Origin of the sequence: Arthrobacter sp. OAP107 (assembly GCF_040546765.1) — a bacterium.
Classification (GTDB): Bacteria; Actinomycetota; Actinomycetes; order Actinomycetales; family Micrococcaceae; genus Arthrobacter.
In genome coordinates, this window is sequence record NZ_JBEPOK010000001.1 from 2,983,106 (window position 1) to 3,000,973 (window position 17,868).

Consider the following 17,868-nt stretch of genomic DNA (forward strand, 5'->3'; position numbering starts at 1 on the left):
GCCCATGGCAGCCTCCGACCCCGGCACCTCACCATGATCGCCCTCGGTGGAATAATCGGGGCCAGCCTATTCGTCGGGTCCGGAACCGTGATACGTGCGGTGGGCCCTGCAGCGCTACTCTCATACGCCATCGGGGGCGTACTGGTCATTCTCGTTATGAGGATGCTGGGCGAGATGTCTACGCACAGTCCCGTCGTTGGCTCCTTTATGGAATATGCCCGGGAAGGACTGGGCGAGTGGGCCGGTTTTACCATCGGTTGGCTCTATTGGTATTTCTGGGTCGGGGTCGTCGCCTTTGAGGCGGTCATTGTTGGGCGGATCCTGCACGAATGGATCCCAACAGTGCCGGACTGGACCTTCGCGCTGGCCGGGATGTTGCTGCTGACGATTAGCAATCTCCTGTCGTTACGATCTTTTGGCGAGACAGAGTTCTGGCTGGCCTCAATCAAAGTTTCAACCATTATTGTCTTCCTTATCTTTGCAACGCTCTACGTTCTGGGCCTGCTGCCAAACTCGACCGGCTCGATCAGTAACTTGACAGCGCACGGCTTCATGCCACACGGATGGACGGCCGTCTTCAGCGGAGTAACCGTCGTAATCTTCAGTTACTTCGGGACGGAAATAGTCACGATGGCCGCGGCGGAGTCAGAACAACCAGCTAGGTCAGTCGCGAAAGCAACGAACACCATCGTTTGGCGTATCCTCTTCTTCTACTCGGCTCGGTCGCTCTCCTGTTGATGATGGTTCCCTGGGACCAGCTTCCCTCACAGACAAGCCCATTTGCGTTTGCATTCGGTCGCTTTGGCCTGCCAGCAGCCGACCAAGTAATGAATGCTGTAGTACTCACCGCTGCGATGTCAGTCCTCAACTCGGGCCTCTACTCCGGATCCAGGATGCTTTTCGCTCTCTCAAAACGTGGCCACGCACCCCGCTGGGTCGAGGACCGTAACCGGGCCGGCGTACCGTGGAAAGCAATCTTGCTGTCCACCGTTGTTGGTTACATGGCCATCGGTGCGAACTACGTCGCGCCCAAAATGATTTTCGACTTCATTATGAATTCCGCAGGCTGCGTGGCGCTCTTCGTGTACGCCTTTGTGGCTGTAACGCAGTGGCGACTGCGCAACCGCATGAGCGAAACCGAGCGAAAGGCGCTCAAGCTTAAGATGTGGCTACATCCCTGGCTCAACATCGTCGTGCTTGCAGGGGTCACCCTCATCGTGATCCTCATGGCCCTAACCCCGGACAATGCGGCCCAAGTGTGGCTCAGTCTCGGTGCCCTGGCAACCCTGTTGCTCGTATACCCTTTCGTCCGACGAGGCTCCTCAACACGTCCGGAAATAGACACCAATAATTGAAGCCCTGTCGTAGGCCGAATCCCGGACACGATTCAGCGGGAGCCATGTAAGTACTGGTTCCCCCGAAGTTGAACCGTGGTGCACTTCCGGCTTCGGGAATCATTATCGGCTCGGAGCTGAACGCAGTGTGATCGTCTCAACCGAAAATTACGAATGACCGCACCGATAAAACCAGGGCCTCTCATGTTGCGAAAATGAGAGGCCCTGGTGGTCTGAGAGATCCTGCAACACAGCGCAACACACTTCTGGTTCTAGGCGGTGACGTCGAACTCCCGGTCTAGCAGGTTCCGGGCAACTCCTGCCCTGCTCGTCCTGGTAGGAGTTGTGGCGCTTCCTCCGCCGGCCCCTGCAGGCCAGTCCCAGGACGCACATCAGCTTCAGCACGGTCTTCTTCGCGACGGTATGCATGTAAACCCTTACGGGTCCGATGGCGTGCGCCTTGGTCTTGACCTTCTCCGAGAACCTCCCGGCTCGATGCGCGTTGCGGCCGACATGGGCCGGGAACGCGGGTTGTTGTTCTTGGACGACAAGGACGTCCAGGAACGTGGTTTGCCGGAGTTGCAGGACTTTCTCGCGCGCTGGGCACGACTGGTCGATCTCGAAGAGGAGAACGCGCGGGATGCCTATTTGAACGTCTTGCTGGCTGTCCATACCCAGCCGGTCAGCGTGACGATCCACGCCGGGGACGGCTGGCATATGCACTTCCGCAGCGATGTTCTGCCTGCGCACCGGATCATGACTGCGTTCATCACCGCCGGCACCGCTCTGCACTTCGTGCACCGGGGCATTCGTCGTCTGCGGCGTTGTGAACGCCAGGATTGCGCTACTGCGTGCGTTCGCGGACTTCAGCCGGCCGGGAACCCAACGCTACTGCTGCCACGCCTGCGCCAAAGGCCGATGCCGTCCGGCGCCACCGGCAGCGCACCAAGGTACGGCCCTGAACATGCTGTTGACCATTCTGATGCGCTAGGACGTCCAAGCTCTATACGTTTCCTCATCTGGGTGTCGCAAAGCCGAAGCCGCCCAAAAGCGCAACCTAGATCTACTGCTGACGGTTTCGGAGACGCGTGCGACGGAACCCGACCCGAAGCGCCCGAATTCGCAACAAGAAATACCTTTCCTGGTTCTGGTTTTCAGCCCCCAACTACTGCTTGGCTGCGAAGTGCGACACGCCCCCGGCTAACGGGGTGTACTTGGGGCCTCGCCGGTACACATCCTTTCGCCGCTCAAGGCGATAGGTGTCGTCCAGTGCGGGGATTGCCCCAAGCAGGGGTTCGTAGAAGGCGCGTGCCAGCAAACCGGAAAGTGGGCAGGAAGCAAGCCATTGCTAGTGGCGGACCCACAGCTCGAGTCCTATTTCCTTATGGAAGTACGATCTCTGGTCTGTGCCGTGCGCGGCCAGCCAAAATCCGGAGCCGTCTGGCATCACGGCCTCCACAAGGCCTCGCCTGGCAACGACGCCGGCGCGACGGACCTCTACGATTTCACCGACCTGGCACTGCCAGTCTCCCGAGAGGCGAAACTCGCACGGGATGTCGGTCTGACAGAACATCAGCGCTCCAAAAGCAGGGCGTCGCCCTGTCCGCCGCCTCCGCAGAGTGCTACTGCGGCTTTGCCTGTCTGACGGCGGACGAGTTCGTGCACAGCAGTGACGACAAGGCGGGCGCCGGAGGCACCAATAGGGTGCCCGAGCGCGAGTGCGCCACCGTTGACGTTGACCCGCTCCGGCGTGAGCCCAAGCAGCGCGGCGGAATGTATCGCCACCGATGCGAAGGCTTCGTTGATCTCGACTAGATCTAGGTCTCCGACGGTCCATGCTTCGTTTTTCAAGGCAGTCCGGATGGCCCTGGCCGGTTTGTCCGGAAGGGACGTGTCAGGGCCTGCGATCTGCGCGTAGGACTGAAGGACCGCGAGGATTGGCAGCCCCAAGCGTTCGGCTGTCTCTCGCCTGGCGAGTACGACGGCCGCCGCGCCATCTGTCAGTGGTGATGCGTTCCCTGCCGTTACCGTCCCCTCTCGCGCGAAGGCCGGCCTCAACCGGGCAAGAGCCTCGGCCGTTGCGTCAGGCCGGATTCCTTCGTCCGCTGCGATCTCGACGACGGGGCCTTTACGGGAGTGCACCTTAACAGGGACAATTTCCTCTGCCCAGACTCCCGCCTTGAGGGCGGACGCGGCGCGGAGGTGGGAGGAGACCGCAGTAGCATCCTGTTCCTCACGCGAGATACGCAGGGCCTCGTTGTCCCGGTCCGTTGCCAGCCCCATAGCCTCATGGGTAAACGCGTCTGTCAGCCCGTCGCGGGCTGCTGCGTCCATGAGTTCAAGCCCGCCGTATGCGTTACCGGCCCGCGTCCCGGCCACTAGGCGAGGGGTTTGACTCATCGACTCCTGTCCGCCGGCGACAACCAGTGATGCGTCGCCGACCCGCAGCATCCGGGCAGCGTCGATGATTGCGGACAGTCCCGAGAGGCATACCTTATTCACCGTCACTGCTGGAGCGTTTAGCGGGATCCCCGCGGCTGCGGCGCTTTGCCGGGCCGGGTTTTGACCGGTACCGGACTGCAGCACCTGTCCCATGATGACGGCATCCACTGTCGCCGGGACCACGCGTGCTCGCGCCAACGCCCCGGAGATGGCAGTTCCGCCGAGTTCGATAGCGGAAAGGGTTGAGAGCTGGCCTAACAGCCGCCCTTGGGCGGTGCGGGCCGCACCGACGATGACGACCTCGGACGGATCGGGTTGATAATGGCCTGTTTTCATTTGGAAACTCCGAAGATTCGTGTTCAAGGTGCGGCTCAGCCGTGCTTGGGTGAGTGCGTGGGTTGCTGAAGCCGGTAGGAATGCGTCGTTCAGGTCAGGTGCGAGAGACCTCCTGGCGGGAAGTTCGCGCCAAGGGTCATGCAGCGGTCAATATCGGCGGAGGTTGCGACTACGCCTTCATCAAGCATCAATTGGACTTCTTCGGCTAGGCCTTCGCGGACGCGGCGGCGGACGTGTTCCAAATTTGTTCCGTGCGGTTCGGACGGGAGAACCCTTGCCACGGGCCGAACCTCGCCGTTTTCATCGAAGAATCCGGGCAGTCCGGCTTTGACCACGGCATCCAGTGATGATGATCGGCGAAACCGGTTGGGATAGGCGCGGTGGAGCGTGTCGCAGATGTGGCGCTGAACCGAGGGTCCGATGTAGCCGATCAGGTTCAGGGGCGTCATTGGAAGGCCCCAGGGCTCGAGAGCGCGATCGACGGCGTCGGGGTCGCTTCCCCTGTCAATCTCGGCGAGAATTTCGGAGAAAATACGGGTGAGGATGCGGTTAACTACGAATCCAGGGGTGTCCGCGACCTGAACTGCGGTCTTGCCTAACCGTGCGGCGAGAACTGATGCGGCCAGGACGGCGTCATCGGACGCGAACGGGGTTCGGACGAGTTCGAGCAGTGGCAGGACAGCCACCGGATTGAAGAAGTGGAACCCCAGAACACGCTCGGGGTGGGCCAGGCCGCGGGCCATCGATTCAACGGAGAGCGATGAGGTGTTGGTAAGCAGGAGGGCGTCAGGGGCGACGGACTCCTCGAGTTGCCGGAACACGGTCCGCTTGACCCTGAGATCTTCGAAGACCGCTTCGATGGCCGCGTCGCAGGCGCTGAATTCCGCAGGGTTCGTGGAGCCGCGGATGAGAGCGGAAATCTCGGCTGCTTCTCCGGACGCGAGCCTGCCCCTGGCTTCCTGGCGGCTGAGGCGCTCCCGTATCCCTTTGATGGCATCGGCGACGCGGTTGGCTGAGATGTCACTTATGACCACCGGGACGCGGAGCTTCTCGGCGACTAGCAGGACGAGTTGGCTCGCCATGAGTCCGGCGCCCACGACGCCAAAGGACTCAATCCTTTTTGTCGCTGCGGAATGAAAGGGCAATGATCCGGCGGGAGCGGCAGCCGACGAGTCCGCAGCTCCTCGAACGGCGGTTGTGCTCATCGGAAGGCCCCTGTGCCAGTGAGCTTCTGGCCGAGGATCAGGGTATGGACTTCGTCAGTGCCTTCGTAGGTACGTACTGATTCGAGGTTGTTGGCGTGCCGCAGCGGCGAGTGTTCGAGGGTGATCCCGTTGCCACCCAGGATCGTTCGGGCTTCACGGCAAATCTTGATCGCCTCGCGGCAGTTATTGAGCTTGCCCGCGCTGATCTGGTGGGGCTGCAAACGGCCTGCGTCCTTGAGCCGGCCGAGCTGAAGGGCCAGCAGAAATCCTTTGTTGATCTCCAAGGCCATATCCACGAGTTTCTGCTGGGTGAGCTGATACCCCGACAGCGGGCGGCCGAACTGGAGGCGCTCCTTGGAGTAGCTGAGCGCGTCTTCGAACGCATCGCGTGCCGCACCCATGGTGCCCCAGACAATGCCATAGCGTGCCTCGTTGAGGCACGCGAAGGGGCCTTTGAGGCCAGTGACCTCGGGAAGGGCCGCGTCGGCGGGCAAACGAACGTCCACCAGTTTGATTTCGCACTGGGTCGAGGCCCGCATCGAAAGTTTGGGCTCAATCGGCGTCGCAGTGTAGCCCGGGGTGTGGGTGGGGACGACGAAGCCACGCACGCCAGCCTCCGTCTGCGCCCAAATCACCGCGACGTGGGCGACGTTGGCGAGTCCGATCCAGCGCTTGGTGCCGTTCAGGATCCAGTCTTGGCCGTCCCGGCGGGCAAAGGTGGTCATGGAGGAAGGGTCGGATCCGGCGCTGGGCTCGGTGAGCCCGAAGCAGCCAATGGCTTCTCCTGCAGCCATCCGAGGCAGCCACTCCAGTTTCTGTTCCTCGGAGCCATGCTTGGCGATGGCTGTCATCGCGAGTGATCCCTGTACTGAGACGAACGTCCGCAGACCGGAGTCGCCGGCTTCAAGTTCAGCGGCGGCGAGACCGTAGTCCACCGCCGTTCGGCCGGCGCAGCCGTAGCCCTTAAGGTGCATGCCGAGCAGGCCCAGCTTGGCGAACTCGGGCACGATTTCGAGGGGAAAGGTGGCCTCCTCGTACCACTTGGCGATGTTCGGCCTGATTTCCTCCCGCACGAAAGAACGGACCCTGTCGCGCAGGGCGAGTTCTGCGGCGCTGAGGAGGGAGTCGAACGAAACAAGGTCGGATGGATCCACGGTTGTGGCCTCTGCGACGTCGGTGGAGCTGGGGGCAAGGGTCATGATGTGGTCCCTCCTGGGCCTGAATGACAAGGAGTATGGTCGGGGCTTTGAGGATTATTGGAAGCGCGCAGGGTGCCGGACTCCCCGCAGCCAGGCCACAACGTCCTGCGTGTGCTCCCCGAGAGCAGGCGGAGCCTGGGTCCGAGGCGGCAGCGCCGGCGTCCATGTGATGGGGTGGCGGATTTGGCGTCCGATGATATCCCCGCCCGCGTCGTGCACTTCGATGGTCGGCGCGAGACCCAGAGACTCCGCAAAGTCGAGGCCTTCGCCGATGCTGGCAACACGGCCCGCAGGCACGCCCACGGCAACCAGCTTGTCCTGCCAGGCCTTAGCGCCGGCACCCGAGAGCCCGGCTTCAAGTAACGGGACGAGCTCGCGGCGGTGCCTGACCCGCGCTGAGTTTGTAGCGAACCGCGGGTCGGCCGACAGTTCCGGCGAGCCGATGGCCTCACACAGCCGCGCGAACTGCGCGTCGTTGCCCGCGGCCACGGCCAGCGGGTCATCAGCTGTGGCGAGGAGCTGGTACGGGACGATCGAAGGGTGGTCGTTACCCAGCCTCTTCGGTACCACGCCGGCTCCCAGGTACGCCTGGCCCTGATTGGCGAGTGCCCCCTGGAGGCTGGAAAGCAGGTTGACTTCGACGCGGCGGCCCCGTCCGGAGCCGGCCCTCTCGGAGAGCGCGGCGAGTATGCCGATCGTGGCGTCCTTTGCCGTCAGGACATCGACCAGGGCGACCCCTACTTTGTACGGGTCGCCCTGCTGGTCGCCGGTGATGCTCATTAGCCCGCCGAGTGCCTGGACGATGAAGTCATACCCTGGAAGATCCCGGCCGCCGGTGGAGCCGAAGCCGGAGATCGACGCGTAGACGAGTCCCGGGTTCTCCTCTGCCAGAGAGTCATAGCCGAGCCCCAGTTTCTCCAAGCCGCCAGGTTTGAAGTTTTCCACCAGCACGTCGGCGCGGCGGGCGAGCTCCTTTGCAATCTCCCGATCGCCGGGCTGGGTCAGGTCAAGAACAATCGATTCCTTGTTCCGGTTGACGCTTTCGAAGTAGGTCGCCCCCGTCTTGGAGGTTGGCGGAACCCACTGGCGTGTGTCATCGCCGGTTCCGGGCCGCTCGACCTTGATGACCCTGGCCCCAAGATCCGCGAGGGTCATGGTGGCCAGGGGGCCAGCGAGTACTCGGGAAAAGTCGGCCACAAGGATCCCAGCGAGGGGTGCCCCGGGCTGGGCCTGCGAGGTCATTGTTGACCTCGCAGGGTTGGCCTTGCCGGCTGAGTCATGAGAGCACCGAGCGGATGCATGCCTCCAGCACTGCGAGGCCTTCGTCAAGGACGTCAGCTTCGATACCCAGGGGCGGAAGCAGGCGGATAACGTTGCCGTTTGTCCCGCACCTCAGGGTCAGGACGCCGTGGGCGTTGGCTTTCTTGGCCACGGCGACGGCAAGGTCTCCGCGGGGTCCTGAGCCGTCGCTGAACTCGATAGCCATCATTGCGCCTCGGCCGCGGACATCGGCGACACCGTCCAATGCCAGGAGTGGCTCCAGGCGCCCTCGAACCGCCGCCTCGACCCGGACCGCGTTGTCAATGAGGGTGCCCTCTTCGAGTAGTTCGAACACCGCCAGTGCAGCTTCGCAGGCCACAGGGTTACCGGCGTAGGTTCCACCGAGGCCGCCCGGATGTACGGCATTCATCAGCTCAGCCCGGCCTGTCGCGGCGGAGAGAGGCAGTCCGGCGCCGAGGGCTTTCGCCGTGAGGGTGATGTCGCCGGCAATGCCGTCGTGCTCGGATGCGAACAGCTTCCCGGTGCGTCCCATGCCGGCCTGGATCTCGTCGATGACGAGGACGATTCCGTGGCGGGTTGCGATCTCGCGTAGTCCGGCCAGGAAGCCGGGCGCGTGGACAATGAAGCCGCCTTCGCCCTGAAGCGGCTCAATAACCATTGCAGCGAAGGTTTCCGGGCCGTTCTCGGCAAGGATCGCCTCGATGCGTCCGAGCGCTTCGCCCGGACCTTCGGGAGAGCTGTGCGCGGGTGCAGTGGGTGCCCGGAACACGGAGCCGGGGAACGGACCGAAGTTCAGCCGGTACGGGTTTTCCTTGGCCGTCATGGCCATGGTGAGCTGAGTGCGTCCGTGGTAGGCCTCGTCAAAGACGATGATGTTCGGACGTCGTGTTGCGGCGCGAGCAATCTTGATGGCGTTCTCGACAGCCTCGGCGCCGGTGGAGAAGAGTGCTGTGCGCTTTTCGAAGTCACCAGGGGTGTTCTCGTTGAGCCAGCGGCACACCTCCACGAATGAAGAATATTCCGTGACCATGAAGCATGTGTGGGTGAACCGCTCGAGCTGGGCTGCGGCACGCTTGGCGACCCGCGGGTTAGCGGCGCCGACGCTTGTCACGGCGATGCCGGAGGCGAAATCGATGAGGTGATTGCCGTCAACGTCGACGAGCAGAGCGTGGAGCGCCCGGTCGATGAACACCGGCTGGGTGATGCCGAAAGCGTCCGTGACGTGGCGGCGGCGTTCGGTCTCCAGTTCGCGGGAGCGCGGCCCGGGGAGCTCCGTGAGCAGACGGCGGGCGGTTGCTTTGACGTTGGCCGGGTCGGCGGTGCCGGTCGCAATATCTGGTGTGACGGTCATTGGTCCTCCTCGTGTAGTGAATTCCACGATAAGGACGCACTTCACAAGTGTCTTTGGATGATCTATCCGAGATATAGGGCGATCTCGACGATCCGTACAAAGCGGAGTGTCCTATGATCAATTCATGATCACCCTTGCGCGGCTCGTCGCCGCAGCACAGCGTGACCTGGTGCCCTACTGGCCGGTCCCGCTCCCCCGCGTTGAGCTTACGGGCGTTCATGTCTCCGAGCTCGAAGATCCAACAGTGTTCCTCTACGGCGGTGAACTACTTCTCACCGTTGGGCTCCAGCTGGGGGGCCTCGATGGACCGGCCCGGGCGGAAGCTTCCAGGACTTACGTGCGGCGGTTGGTCGACGGGGGCGTCGCCGCGTTGGGTCTGGGCCTGGGGTCAGGGCATGCCATGGTGCCCGATGAACTCCGCGCGGCATGTGTGGAGGCCAACCTTCCGCTGCTGACGGTGCCTCGCGAATCACCCTTCCTTGCCGTCTCCCGCGCCTACTGGGAGCTCGTTCGACAAGGCGGGGAGGCGGAGCTGACCGCACTGCTGGGGCTGCAGGTGGCGTTGACGCGCGCCGCTGCCGAGGAGGACGCCGAGCCGGAGATCGTCCGTGAGCTCTCCCGCGCCCTCGGCACCTGGGTTGCGTACATACCTGAAGGCGGAGGGACGCCGGCGTCAGCCGACAGCGGCGGGGAGCTTCCGCTCGAGCTGCTGGAGGAACTGGCCCGCGAATCAGCCAATCTGCGCACGGCCCGGCAAGGAGCGACCGGCAACATTCAACTCTCATCCGGGACGGCCGCCGCCCTGTATCCGGTATCCAGTGGTCCGGCGGCCTCCGGGTACCTCGTGCTGGGCCGCAGTGGACAGCTTGCCGCGGCCGAGCGCCACCTGTTCCTGACCGCATCGACACTGCTTGCCGCGAGGGCAGCAGGCCAGCGCCGGGCGGCGGCGGAACGCCGGCGTGCAGAAGGTATGCTCGCAGCTCTTGTTCTCGAAGGCCATGATGATGCCGCACGGCTCCTGGCCAGGAAGATGGACTCCGATCCGTTGCCTGAAACAGCATTCCTCGCCGTACTCTCGACTCCTGAAGAGCTGCCGGCACAGTCCCACCCTGACGGCCTCGTGCTCGAACGGCCAGGGGAGCTCTTCGTGCTCCAGGCGGCCTCCAGCCCGCGCCCGAAGCTCCCCGACAATGCTCGAGGTGCGTGGGGAGGACCTATGCCGCTGCGGCGGCTGCACGAAATTGCCTCTCAAGTCGCGCAGGCCGCAGCCACAGCGCCCCCCGGACATCTCATCCGAGTGGGCCACGGACTCGATCTCCCGGCAGACGCATGGGTGGACAAGCTGACAGCGCATCCGGGACACCTGCTTGAGACCGTCCGCGCCTATCTCGCTCGCCGCGGGCAATGGGAGGCCGCCGGGCGTGACTTGGGCGTACACCGAAACTCAGTGCGATACCGAATCGGCCAAGCGAGCGAACTCCTCGGCGTGGACCTGGACGATCCCGATGTGGCAGCCCAGCTCTGGCTTGCCCTCAGAGGCAAAACGGACAAAGGCTGAAATCCAGGCACCGATACAGGCTCCGTGCCTATGCCGCGGCTGAGACAGTTCCAGCCGCCGGAACCCCACAACCCGGCACCGCCGGGCTCACGCCAACCCGATCAGAAACCTGACTGAGCCTCCGCCCAGCGGACGCGCCGGGCGGACGGGCCCTCCGCCGCCCGCACTTGCTTTGCGTCACTAGCACTGGATGACCCCACCGCTGCCAGCGGCCGTGCGGCTCCGGAAGCGCCCCACCTATCCATGGCAAGCCCTTTGGATGAACCGTACAAGTGGGGTGCCTTGTATTGACGTTCTGCATCATGACGCCTGCTGCGCCGATGCCTACGCTCGATGAACAGTCCTTTGTTGGAAGACCGTCCAACGGGATGACCTGTCCCCCGGGACACGGTGGTAGCAGCACGACGCACCCTGCCGGGTGCTTAATGCGCTCCATTGTTCCTCCCTTGAGCCCGCTCCCAGCACGGCTCCACTGCATCACTGAGAGGACGATCGTGACGATCGAAGATACAAACGCCACAGTAGAGACAGCACACCGCACAAGGACTATCCGCGGTGCAGTCCTTGAATCCATAGGAACCGACCGGCCCTACACAGGCACGCAGCCCATCAAGGTCGGGGAGCTGGAGCTTGAAGGTCCGGGGCCCGGCGAGATTCTGGTCCGCATCGAGGCCGCCGGAGTGTGCCACTCCGATCTTTCGGTCGTCAACGGAAACCGTCCGCGGCCGGTACCGATGCTGCTGGGCCATGAAGCTGCCGGAATCGTGGAGGAACTGGGCGAAGGCGTCGATGACATCTCCCTGGGCCAGCGCGTGGTGATGACATTCCTCCCCCGCTGCGGCGAGTGTGCCGGATGCCGGTCCAACGGCAAAACGCCCTGTGAAAAAGGCACCGCCTCCAACACCGAAGGTTCGCTGCTTGGCGGTACCCGCAGGCTCACCAGAAACGGAGAGCCGGTGCAGCACCACCTCGGAGTGTCCGCTTTCGCCACTCACGCCGTGGTCTCCCGCCGCTCCGTCGTGCCTGTGGGATCTGACGTCCCAGCGCACATTGCCGCGCTGCTCGGCTGTGCCCTGCTGACCGGCGGCGGAGCGATCCTCAACGTCGCGAAGCCGGGCCCCACCAGCCGCGTGGCCATCGTCGGACTGGGCGGCGTTGGCATGGCCGCGCTGATCACAGCCAAAGCCGTCGGAGTCGATCATGTTGTGGGCATCGACACGATGCCGGCGAAACTGGAGGCGGCACGCGAGCTCGGCGCAGCAGACGCCATGACCTCTGAGACAGCCCTGGAACGCGGTGCGAAGTTTGATGCCGTCATCGAAGCCGCAGGGCACCCCCGCGCGCTGGAAGCTGCCATCGCCCTCACCAAGCCTGGCGGCATCACAGTGACCGTCGGCCTGCCGGCCCCCGGACAGCCAGCCTCAATCGACCCCCTTGCCCTAACCGCAGAGGCACGGTCCATCGTCGGCAGTTACCTCGGCTCAGCCGTACCGGCACACGACATCCCGATTTACGAAGAACTGTGGCGCTCCGGGCAATTGGCCGTAGAGGGTCTCGTCTCGGACACCATCCCGCTCGACGAAATCAACCGGGCAATGGACACCCTTGACGGCGGCCACGCTCTGCGCCAGATCATCACTTTTTCCTAAACCACCAGACATTCCACCCCTCAGGAGAGAACATCATGTCAACCACCAATGACCACATTTACAGCGCCATCGTTATCGGTGCCGGCTTCGGCGGCCTGGGCCAGGGTGCCCAGTTCGTGCAGGAAGGCGTCGACGACTTCCTGATTCTTGAGCGCGGCAACGACGTTGGCGGCGTATGGCGGGAGAACACCTACCCCGGAGCCGCTTGCGACACCCAGGCGCTGGTCTACTGCTACAGCTACTTCCTGCACCTGAAGGTCTCCCGGATGTTCGCCGGCCAGGAAGAACTCCAGGGTTACCTGCGTTCCATGGTTGAGGAGTTTGGCCTCGGAAAGCACATCCACTTCGGCCAGAACATCACCGCAACCGAATGGGACCAGGACCGCCTCCTCTGGACCGTGCATACCGCGGAGGGCTCCCGATACCTGACCCGTTCCGTTGTGGCAGCCTGGGGCCAGTTGAATGAGCCAAACATTCCGGACTTCCCTGGCATCGAGTCCTTCGAAGGAGTGGCGTTCCACTCCTCCACCTGGCGCCACGACCTGGACCTGACGGGCAAGCGGGTCGCCTCCATTGGCGCGGCCGCAACCGCCGTCCAGTACGTTCCGGAGGTAGCCAAGATCGCCTCGGACCTCACCGTGTTCCAGCGTTCGGCCAACTACATCCTCCCGCGGGACCAGTACGTCTTCAGCGAAGAAGAGACCGCAGCGTTTCTGGCGGACCCGGAGCTGTACCGGAAAAAGCGCCAGGAGATCCACGAGTTCCGTGAGGCGGGATTCGAACGTACCCGCCGCCACACCACCGCATCCGAGGAAGGTGTCCAGCAGGCCCGCGCACACCTGGAGGCCCAAGTGGCGGACCCTGAACTCCGCACCAAGCTCACGCCCGACTACGATTTCGGCTGCAAGCGCATCCTCCGAAGCGATGATTTCTACCCTGCACTGACCCGCGACAACGTGGAACTCGTAACCGAGAAGATCACCGAATTTACCCCCAATGGCATTCGTACCGCGGACGGTGTCGAACACGAGTTTGACGTCATCATCTACGCCACCGGCTTCAAGAGCCACGCCTTCCAGGGCTCGATGCGCGTCGTGGGACGCGACGGACTCCGCCTCGACGAGAGGTGGGGCAACGCCCCCGAGGCATACCTGGGCATCACCGTTGACAACTTCCCCAACCTGTTCCTGGTCTATGGACCGAACACGAACCTCAACCACAACTCCGTTGTGTCCATGCTTGAGGCCCAGCACCGCTACATTTCGCAGGCTGTTGAATACATCGCGGCCGACGCAAGCCGGATGCTGGAAGTTGACCGCAATGTGCTCGAGAAGTTCAACGCGCATGTTCAGGAAGAGCTCGACAAGTCTGCCTTCTCCTCCGAGTGCTCATCCTGGTACAAGAACGAGGACGGCCGCGTTATCAACAACTGGTCCGGGACAGTCAACGAATACCGGGCGCACACGCAGGATCTCCAGCTCGATGACTACCTCCAGCTGGCCGAGAGCGGTCAGGGTAAGTGATCACCCAGCCTGACCCGTTCAGTGGAAGGCCCATAGCCGTGGACGCAGCAGCGGTCCTGGAAAAGTTTCGGGCCTCCGGTGGACGGTCGTTCCACACCTACCCTGTCGGGCAGGTGCGTGACTTGTATGAGAGCGGGTGCGCCGCAAACGGCCTGAGCGGTGACGAGATATCAGCGGTTTCGGACGTCGTGGTGGATAACTTCCGTGTCCGGATCTACGACCCTCAGGTTGTCAGCGGACCCACCCCCGTCGTGTTGTTCTTCCACGGCGGCGGGTGGGTTATGGGAAGCCTTTCCACCCATGACGGTCTTTGCCGCAGGCTGGCCGCCCTGACGGGGCTGCCAGTCGTGGCCGTGGATTACAGGCTCGCCCCGGAGCATCCCTATCCGGCGGCGATCGAAGACAGCCGGGCAGCACTACGCTGGCTGTTCACTTCCGGCGATGACCACGGTTTGGACATAACCCAGGCCGTGCTTGTCGGTGACAGTGCAGGCGGCCAGCTGGCCGCAGTCCTGGCAATCGAAAACGCCAGCGCAGCCGATTCACTGCCGATTGCTGCTCAGGTCCTCATCTATCCCATGGTGGATCTGACCATGTCCACGCCCTCGTATGCTCGCGTCACTGAAGGCTTCCCCTTGGTAGCGGACACCATTGCCTGGTTCGCTGACCATTACCTGCCGGCGGGCACGGACCGGACAACGCCCGACGTCAGTCCTGCGCTGGCGGAGCTGCCTGCCGGGCTTCCACCCGCCTATGTCATCACGGTCGATAATGATCCGCTCGTTGACGAGGGAGCAGGCTTTGCCGGAGCCATGGCCCGGGCAGGGACGGAAGTGCTCTACCGGCACCTCCCCGGGTACGCGCACGGACTGTTCACCTCCGCAGGACGCATCCCGCAGGGGGAGAAAGCCATCAACGACATAGCCGGTTTCATCAAGCACCGCACCACCGCCTGAAGGTGAAGGTGAAGGAGAAGACCTCTCCCTCACCACACGTCGCGGCCAGCCGAGCCGTGCCGGTCTGAAGGATGGTGATGGCCGTCAATTTCCACGGCGGTTGTCACCATCCTCACGTTCTTAAGGAAAATCTAATGACTACTGCTCTTGTAGGCTCACCCGCCATCTCACCACAGCGTGAAGCGGACCTCCTTTCCTCCGTGCCCACCGGCTTGTTGATCGGGAGCCAGTGGCGGGACGCGTCCGACGGCGGCACGTTCGACGTTCACGACCCCGCCACCGGGGAGGTGGTCGCCACCCTGGCCTCAGCCAGCAGCGACGACGCGATCGCCGCGCTCGACGCGGCCGACGCCGCCCAGGCCTCCTGGGCCCGGACGGCACCGCGGGAAAGGGCCGAAATCCTGCGCCGGGCTTTCGATCTGGTCACCGAACGCGCCGAGGACTTCGCCCTGCTCATGACCTTGGAAATGGGCAAGCCGCTGGCCGAAGCCCGCGGCGAAGTCACCTACGGGGCCGAGTTCCTGCGCTGGTTCTCCGAGGAAACCGTCCGCGACTACGGCCGCTACCTCACCACGCCCGAGGGCAAAAACAAGATCCTCGTCCAGCACAAACCCGTCGGGCCGTGCCTGCTCATCACCCCGTGGAACTTCCCCCTCGCCATGGCCACCCGCAAGGTCGCCCCCGCCATCGCCGCAGGCTGCACCATGGTCCTCAAACCCGCCAAACTCACCCCGCTCACCGCCCAGTACTTCGCCCAGACAATGCTCGACGCCGGCCTGCCCGCCGGAGTGCTCAACGTGGTGTCCTCCTCGTCCGCTTCGGGGATCTCCGGGCCGCTGCTGGCCGACCCGCGCCTGCGGAAGGTCTCCTTCACCGGCTCCACCCCGGTCGGCAAGCGGCTCATGGCCGACGCCGCCCAGAACGTGCTGCGCACCTCCATGGAACTGGGCGGGAACGCACCCTTCATCGTGTTCGAGGACGCAAACCTGGACGAGGCCGTCGATGGGGCCATGGCCGCCAAAATGCGTAACATGGGCGAAGCCTGCACCGCCGCCAACCGGTTCCTCGTCCACGAATCCGTGGCGCAGGAGTTCACCGCCAAGTTCGCCGCCGCGATGGGCGCCCTGACCACCGGCCGCGGCACCGAACCCGAAACCCAGGTCGGTCCTCTCATCGACGCCGGGGCGCGCGATGACGTGCACGCCCTGGTGGCTGCCGCCGTCGACGCCGGAGCCACCGCGGTCACCGGCGGCGCACCGGTTGACGGTCCCGGGTACTTCTACCCGCCCACCGTGCTCGGCAACGTCCCCAACGACGCCGCTATCCTCGGCCAGGAAATCTTTGGCCCCGTCGCCCCGGTCATCACCTTCAGCACGGAAGAGGACGCCATCCGCCTGGCCAACGCCAGCGAATACGGCCTCGCCTCCTACCTCTACAGCAAGGATTTCAACCGGCTCCTGCGCGTGGCCGAGCAGATCGAATTCGGGATGGTCGGCTTCAACGCCGGGGTCATCTCCAACGCCGCGGCACCCTTCGGCGGCGCCAAACAATCAGGACTCGGCCGCGAAGGCGGCACCGAAGGCATCGCCGAATACACCACCACCCAATACATCGGCATCACCGACCCCTACGCAAATCAGGCGGCAGCGGCCGGGGAATCGGAAGAGGATCGTTCCGCTAAGTAAAGCGAAGGCCAGCATCCTGCCCGACCGTTCCGGCCTGAAGCCGGCGCTACGGAGTCAGTCCTGCCCGAGACATCTGTTCTCCGATCGCAATACCGCAAAGGAATCATGATGAAAACTACTCCTCATCTGGCAATGCGACGGGAACGTTCCAAAGCAGGCCGAGTGAGGACGGCTGATTGCGTTCCCACGCGCCCGCGCAACGGCGCATATAGCGCGTCCAGCCTGCCGCTCCTCCGAGGGGAGACCCCCTCAGGCCGGAGGTCGGCGGTTACGCTTCAGCCACGCCGGCTCCGGTTCGCCATCGGTTCCCGGGACACTGCCGGTGCTGCCTTCGACATCCTCCGTTCGTTGCACCCCGAATACCGTCGTCTGGGCTCAAGATCCGCCCGCCAGAGCCAAGTCACCCTTAGCGCCCAAGATAGTTGCGAGGACGATTGCCACTACTGCACGGGCCCGGAAACGGACTGAGAGGAGCGCGGCACTGCCTTACCGGGGTGGGAATCTGATACCCGCAGGGGCTCTTTTCCTAGTGACATATGAGTTCTTTGAGGACGGCCTAGCTGCTGGACCCAAATTAGTCGCGTATGACGGTCCTCCAACGCGACACTCGCGGCCACTCCCCTGTCACCGGGCGAAACTTGAGAGCGGTGGATAGACGATCATGGTCGTCAACTCGCTCCGGGTGAGGTTCTTGAGCCCACAGGCAGCCAAGGTTTCCCTGGATCTGGGCGTCAACAGCCACCCCGCGCGCTCTGAGCGCGCGTTCCCAGGTCAGTAAAGCCCGAATCGATGGCCGACATCGCATGGCTGGGGAAGCCCAGGCATGCGAGACCGTGTCGCACGTGGCCCACCTCCAGCGGGCTTTTCTAGGGCGTGTAACCGCCAACGCTTCGTAAGTGGTCGCGGCTATAGTCGGCCAAACCTGGATCGGTTTAGACACGTCGTGTCGCCGTCATCCTTTTGGTCAGGAAAAGACCATCCCATCGGAGCTCCATCCGGCCGATGTGAGCCACACGGATCAGCCGAAGAATTAGACAAGAAGAGGACCTGAAGGGAAAGGAAAGGCCATGACACGCGAGGAAGCCTTCGCAAGATGCACCTCCGATTCGTATGTCGAGTTCTACGGCGGCCGGTGGCTCGTAGTTCCGTTTGCCCAGGTAGAGCAGCCGAAGTTCTTCGTTTGCTCTCCGCTGACACTCCTCAACAGCATCTGAACGTCCGCCGACGGTCTGCGGTAGCTCCGTTCGCTGTCATGTTTCCTCTGAGGCTTCCTTGGCGAGCCGCCGCCCTTGAACGGAATGGTTCCCTTTGTGTCGCCACATGATCACCTGCCAATCACGACATCCTGG

Annotated in this window: 12 protein-coding genes and 1 pseudogene; 7 read left to right on the forward strand and 6 right to left on the reverse strand. The window is 63.5% G+C overall.

Translation table 11 applies throughout. The features are described 5' to 3' along the window. Positions 1-33: 33 nt before the first annotated feature. Positions 34-1,193, forward strand: a pseudogene (locus ABIE00_RS13805) (amino acid permease); the annotation flags it as partial. A gap of 309 nt (positions 1,194-1,502) precedes the next feature. Here ABIE00_RS13805 and ABIE00_RS13810 read toward each other — a convergent pair. The 6 genes from ABIE00_RS13810 to ABIE00_RS13835 all read right to left on the reverse strand — a co-directional run bounded on the left by ABIE00_RS13810 (position 1,503) and on the right by ABIE00_RS13835 (position 9,148). Next, on the reverse strand, positions 1,503-2,135 hold the full coding sequence (locus ABIE00_RS13810) for a hypothetical protein (protein ID WP_354261127.1): 633 nt from the start codon (positions 2,133-2,135) through the stop codon (positions 1,503-1,505). 771 nt (positions 2,136-2,906) lie between these two features. Further along, complete coding sequence (locus ABIE00_RS13815; RefSeq protein ID WP_354261129.1) at positions 2,907-4,112, reverse strand: acetyl-CoA C-acetyltransferase; 1,206 nt, start codon at positions 4,110-4,112, stop codon at positions 2,907-2,909. A gap of 89 nt (positions 4,113-4,201) precedes the next feature. After that, a complete protein-coding gene (locus tag ABIE00_RS13820; protein ID WP_354261131.1) occupies positions 4,202-5,317 on the reverse strand; it encodes a 3-hydroxyacyl-CoA dehydrogenase family protein in 1,116 nt (371 codons plus the stop codon). Then, positions 5,314-6,516 (reverse strand): acyl-CoA dehydrogenase family protein, encoded by a 1,203-nt coding sequence (locus ABIE00_RS13825; RefSeq protein WP_354261133.1) that lies wholly within the window; start codon positions 6,514-6,516, stop codon positions 5,314-5,316. The genes ABIE00_RS13820 and ABIE00_RS13825 overlap by 4 nt, the downstream gene beginning before the upstream one ends. A gap of 54 nt (positions 6,517-6,570) precedes the next feature. Further along, positions 6,571-7,758, reverse strand: coding sequence for a CaiB/BaiF CoA transferase family protein (locus ABIE00_RS13830; RefSeq protein ID WP_354261135.1), 1,188 nt, complete (start codon positions 7,756-7,758; stop codon positions 6,571-6,573). 34 nt (positions 7,759-7,792) lie between these two features. Next, positions 7,793-9,148, reverse strand: coding sequence for an aminotransferase class III-fold pyridoxal phosphate-dependent enzyme (locus ABIE00_RS13835; RefSeq protein WP_354261137.1), 1,356 nt, complete (start codon positions 9,146-9,148; stop codon positions 7,793-7,795). A 124-nt stretch (positions 9,149-9,272) separates the two neighbouring features. Between ABIE00_RS13835 and ABIE00_RS13840 the strand changes: the two genes are divergently transcribed. The 6 genes from ABIE00_RS13840 (at position 9,273) to ABIE00_RS13865 (ending at position 17,733) form a co-directional block, all read left to right on the forward strand. Beyond that, a complete protein-coding gene (locus tag ABIE00_RS13840) occupies positions 9,273-10,706 on the forward strand; it encodes a helix-turn-helix domain-containing protein (protein WP_354261139.1) in 1,434 nt (477 codons plus the stop codon). 494 nt (positions 10,707-11,200) lie between these two features. Next, on the forward strand, positions 11,201-12,355 hold the full coding sequence (locus ABIE00_RS13845) for an alcohol dehydrogenase catalytic domain-containing protein (protein WP_502914216.1): 1,155 nt from the start codon (positions 11,201-11,203) through the stop codon (positions 12,353-12,355). 35 nt (positions 12,356-12,390) lie between these two features. Next, positions 12,391-13,878 (forward strand): flavin-containing monooxygenase, encoded by a 1,488-nt coding sequence (locus ABIE00_RS13850; RefSeq protein ID WP_354261141.1) that lies wholly within the window; start codon positions 12,391-12,393, stop codon positions 13,876-13,878. Positions 13,879-13,916: 38 nt separating this feature from the next. Continuing rightward, the gene (locus tag ABIE00_RS13855) at positions 13,917-14,834 is read left to right on the forward strand and encodes an alpha/beta hydrolase (RefSeq protein WP_354261143.1); all 918 of its coding nucleotides are present in this window, start codon (positions 13,917-13,919) and stop codon (positions 14,832-14,834) included. 134 nt (positions 14,835-14,968) lie between these two features. Then, positions 14,969-16,519, forward strand: coding sequence for an NAD-dependent succinate-semialdehyde dehydrogenase (locus ABIE00_RS13860; protein WP_354261145.1), 1,551 nt, complete (start codon positions 14,969-14,971; stop codon positions 16,517-16,519). A 1,067-nt stretch (positions 16,520-17,586) separates the two neighbouring features. Beyond that, on the forward strand, positions 17,587-17,733 hold the full coding sequence (locus ABIE00_RS13865) for a hypothetical protein (RefSeq protein WP_354261147.1): 147 nt from the start codon (positions 17,587-17,589) through the stop codon (positions 17,731-17,733). Positions 17,734-17,868: the final 135 nt, after the last annotated feature.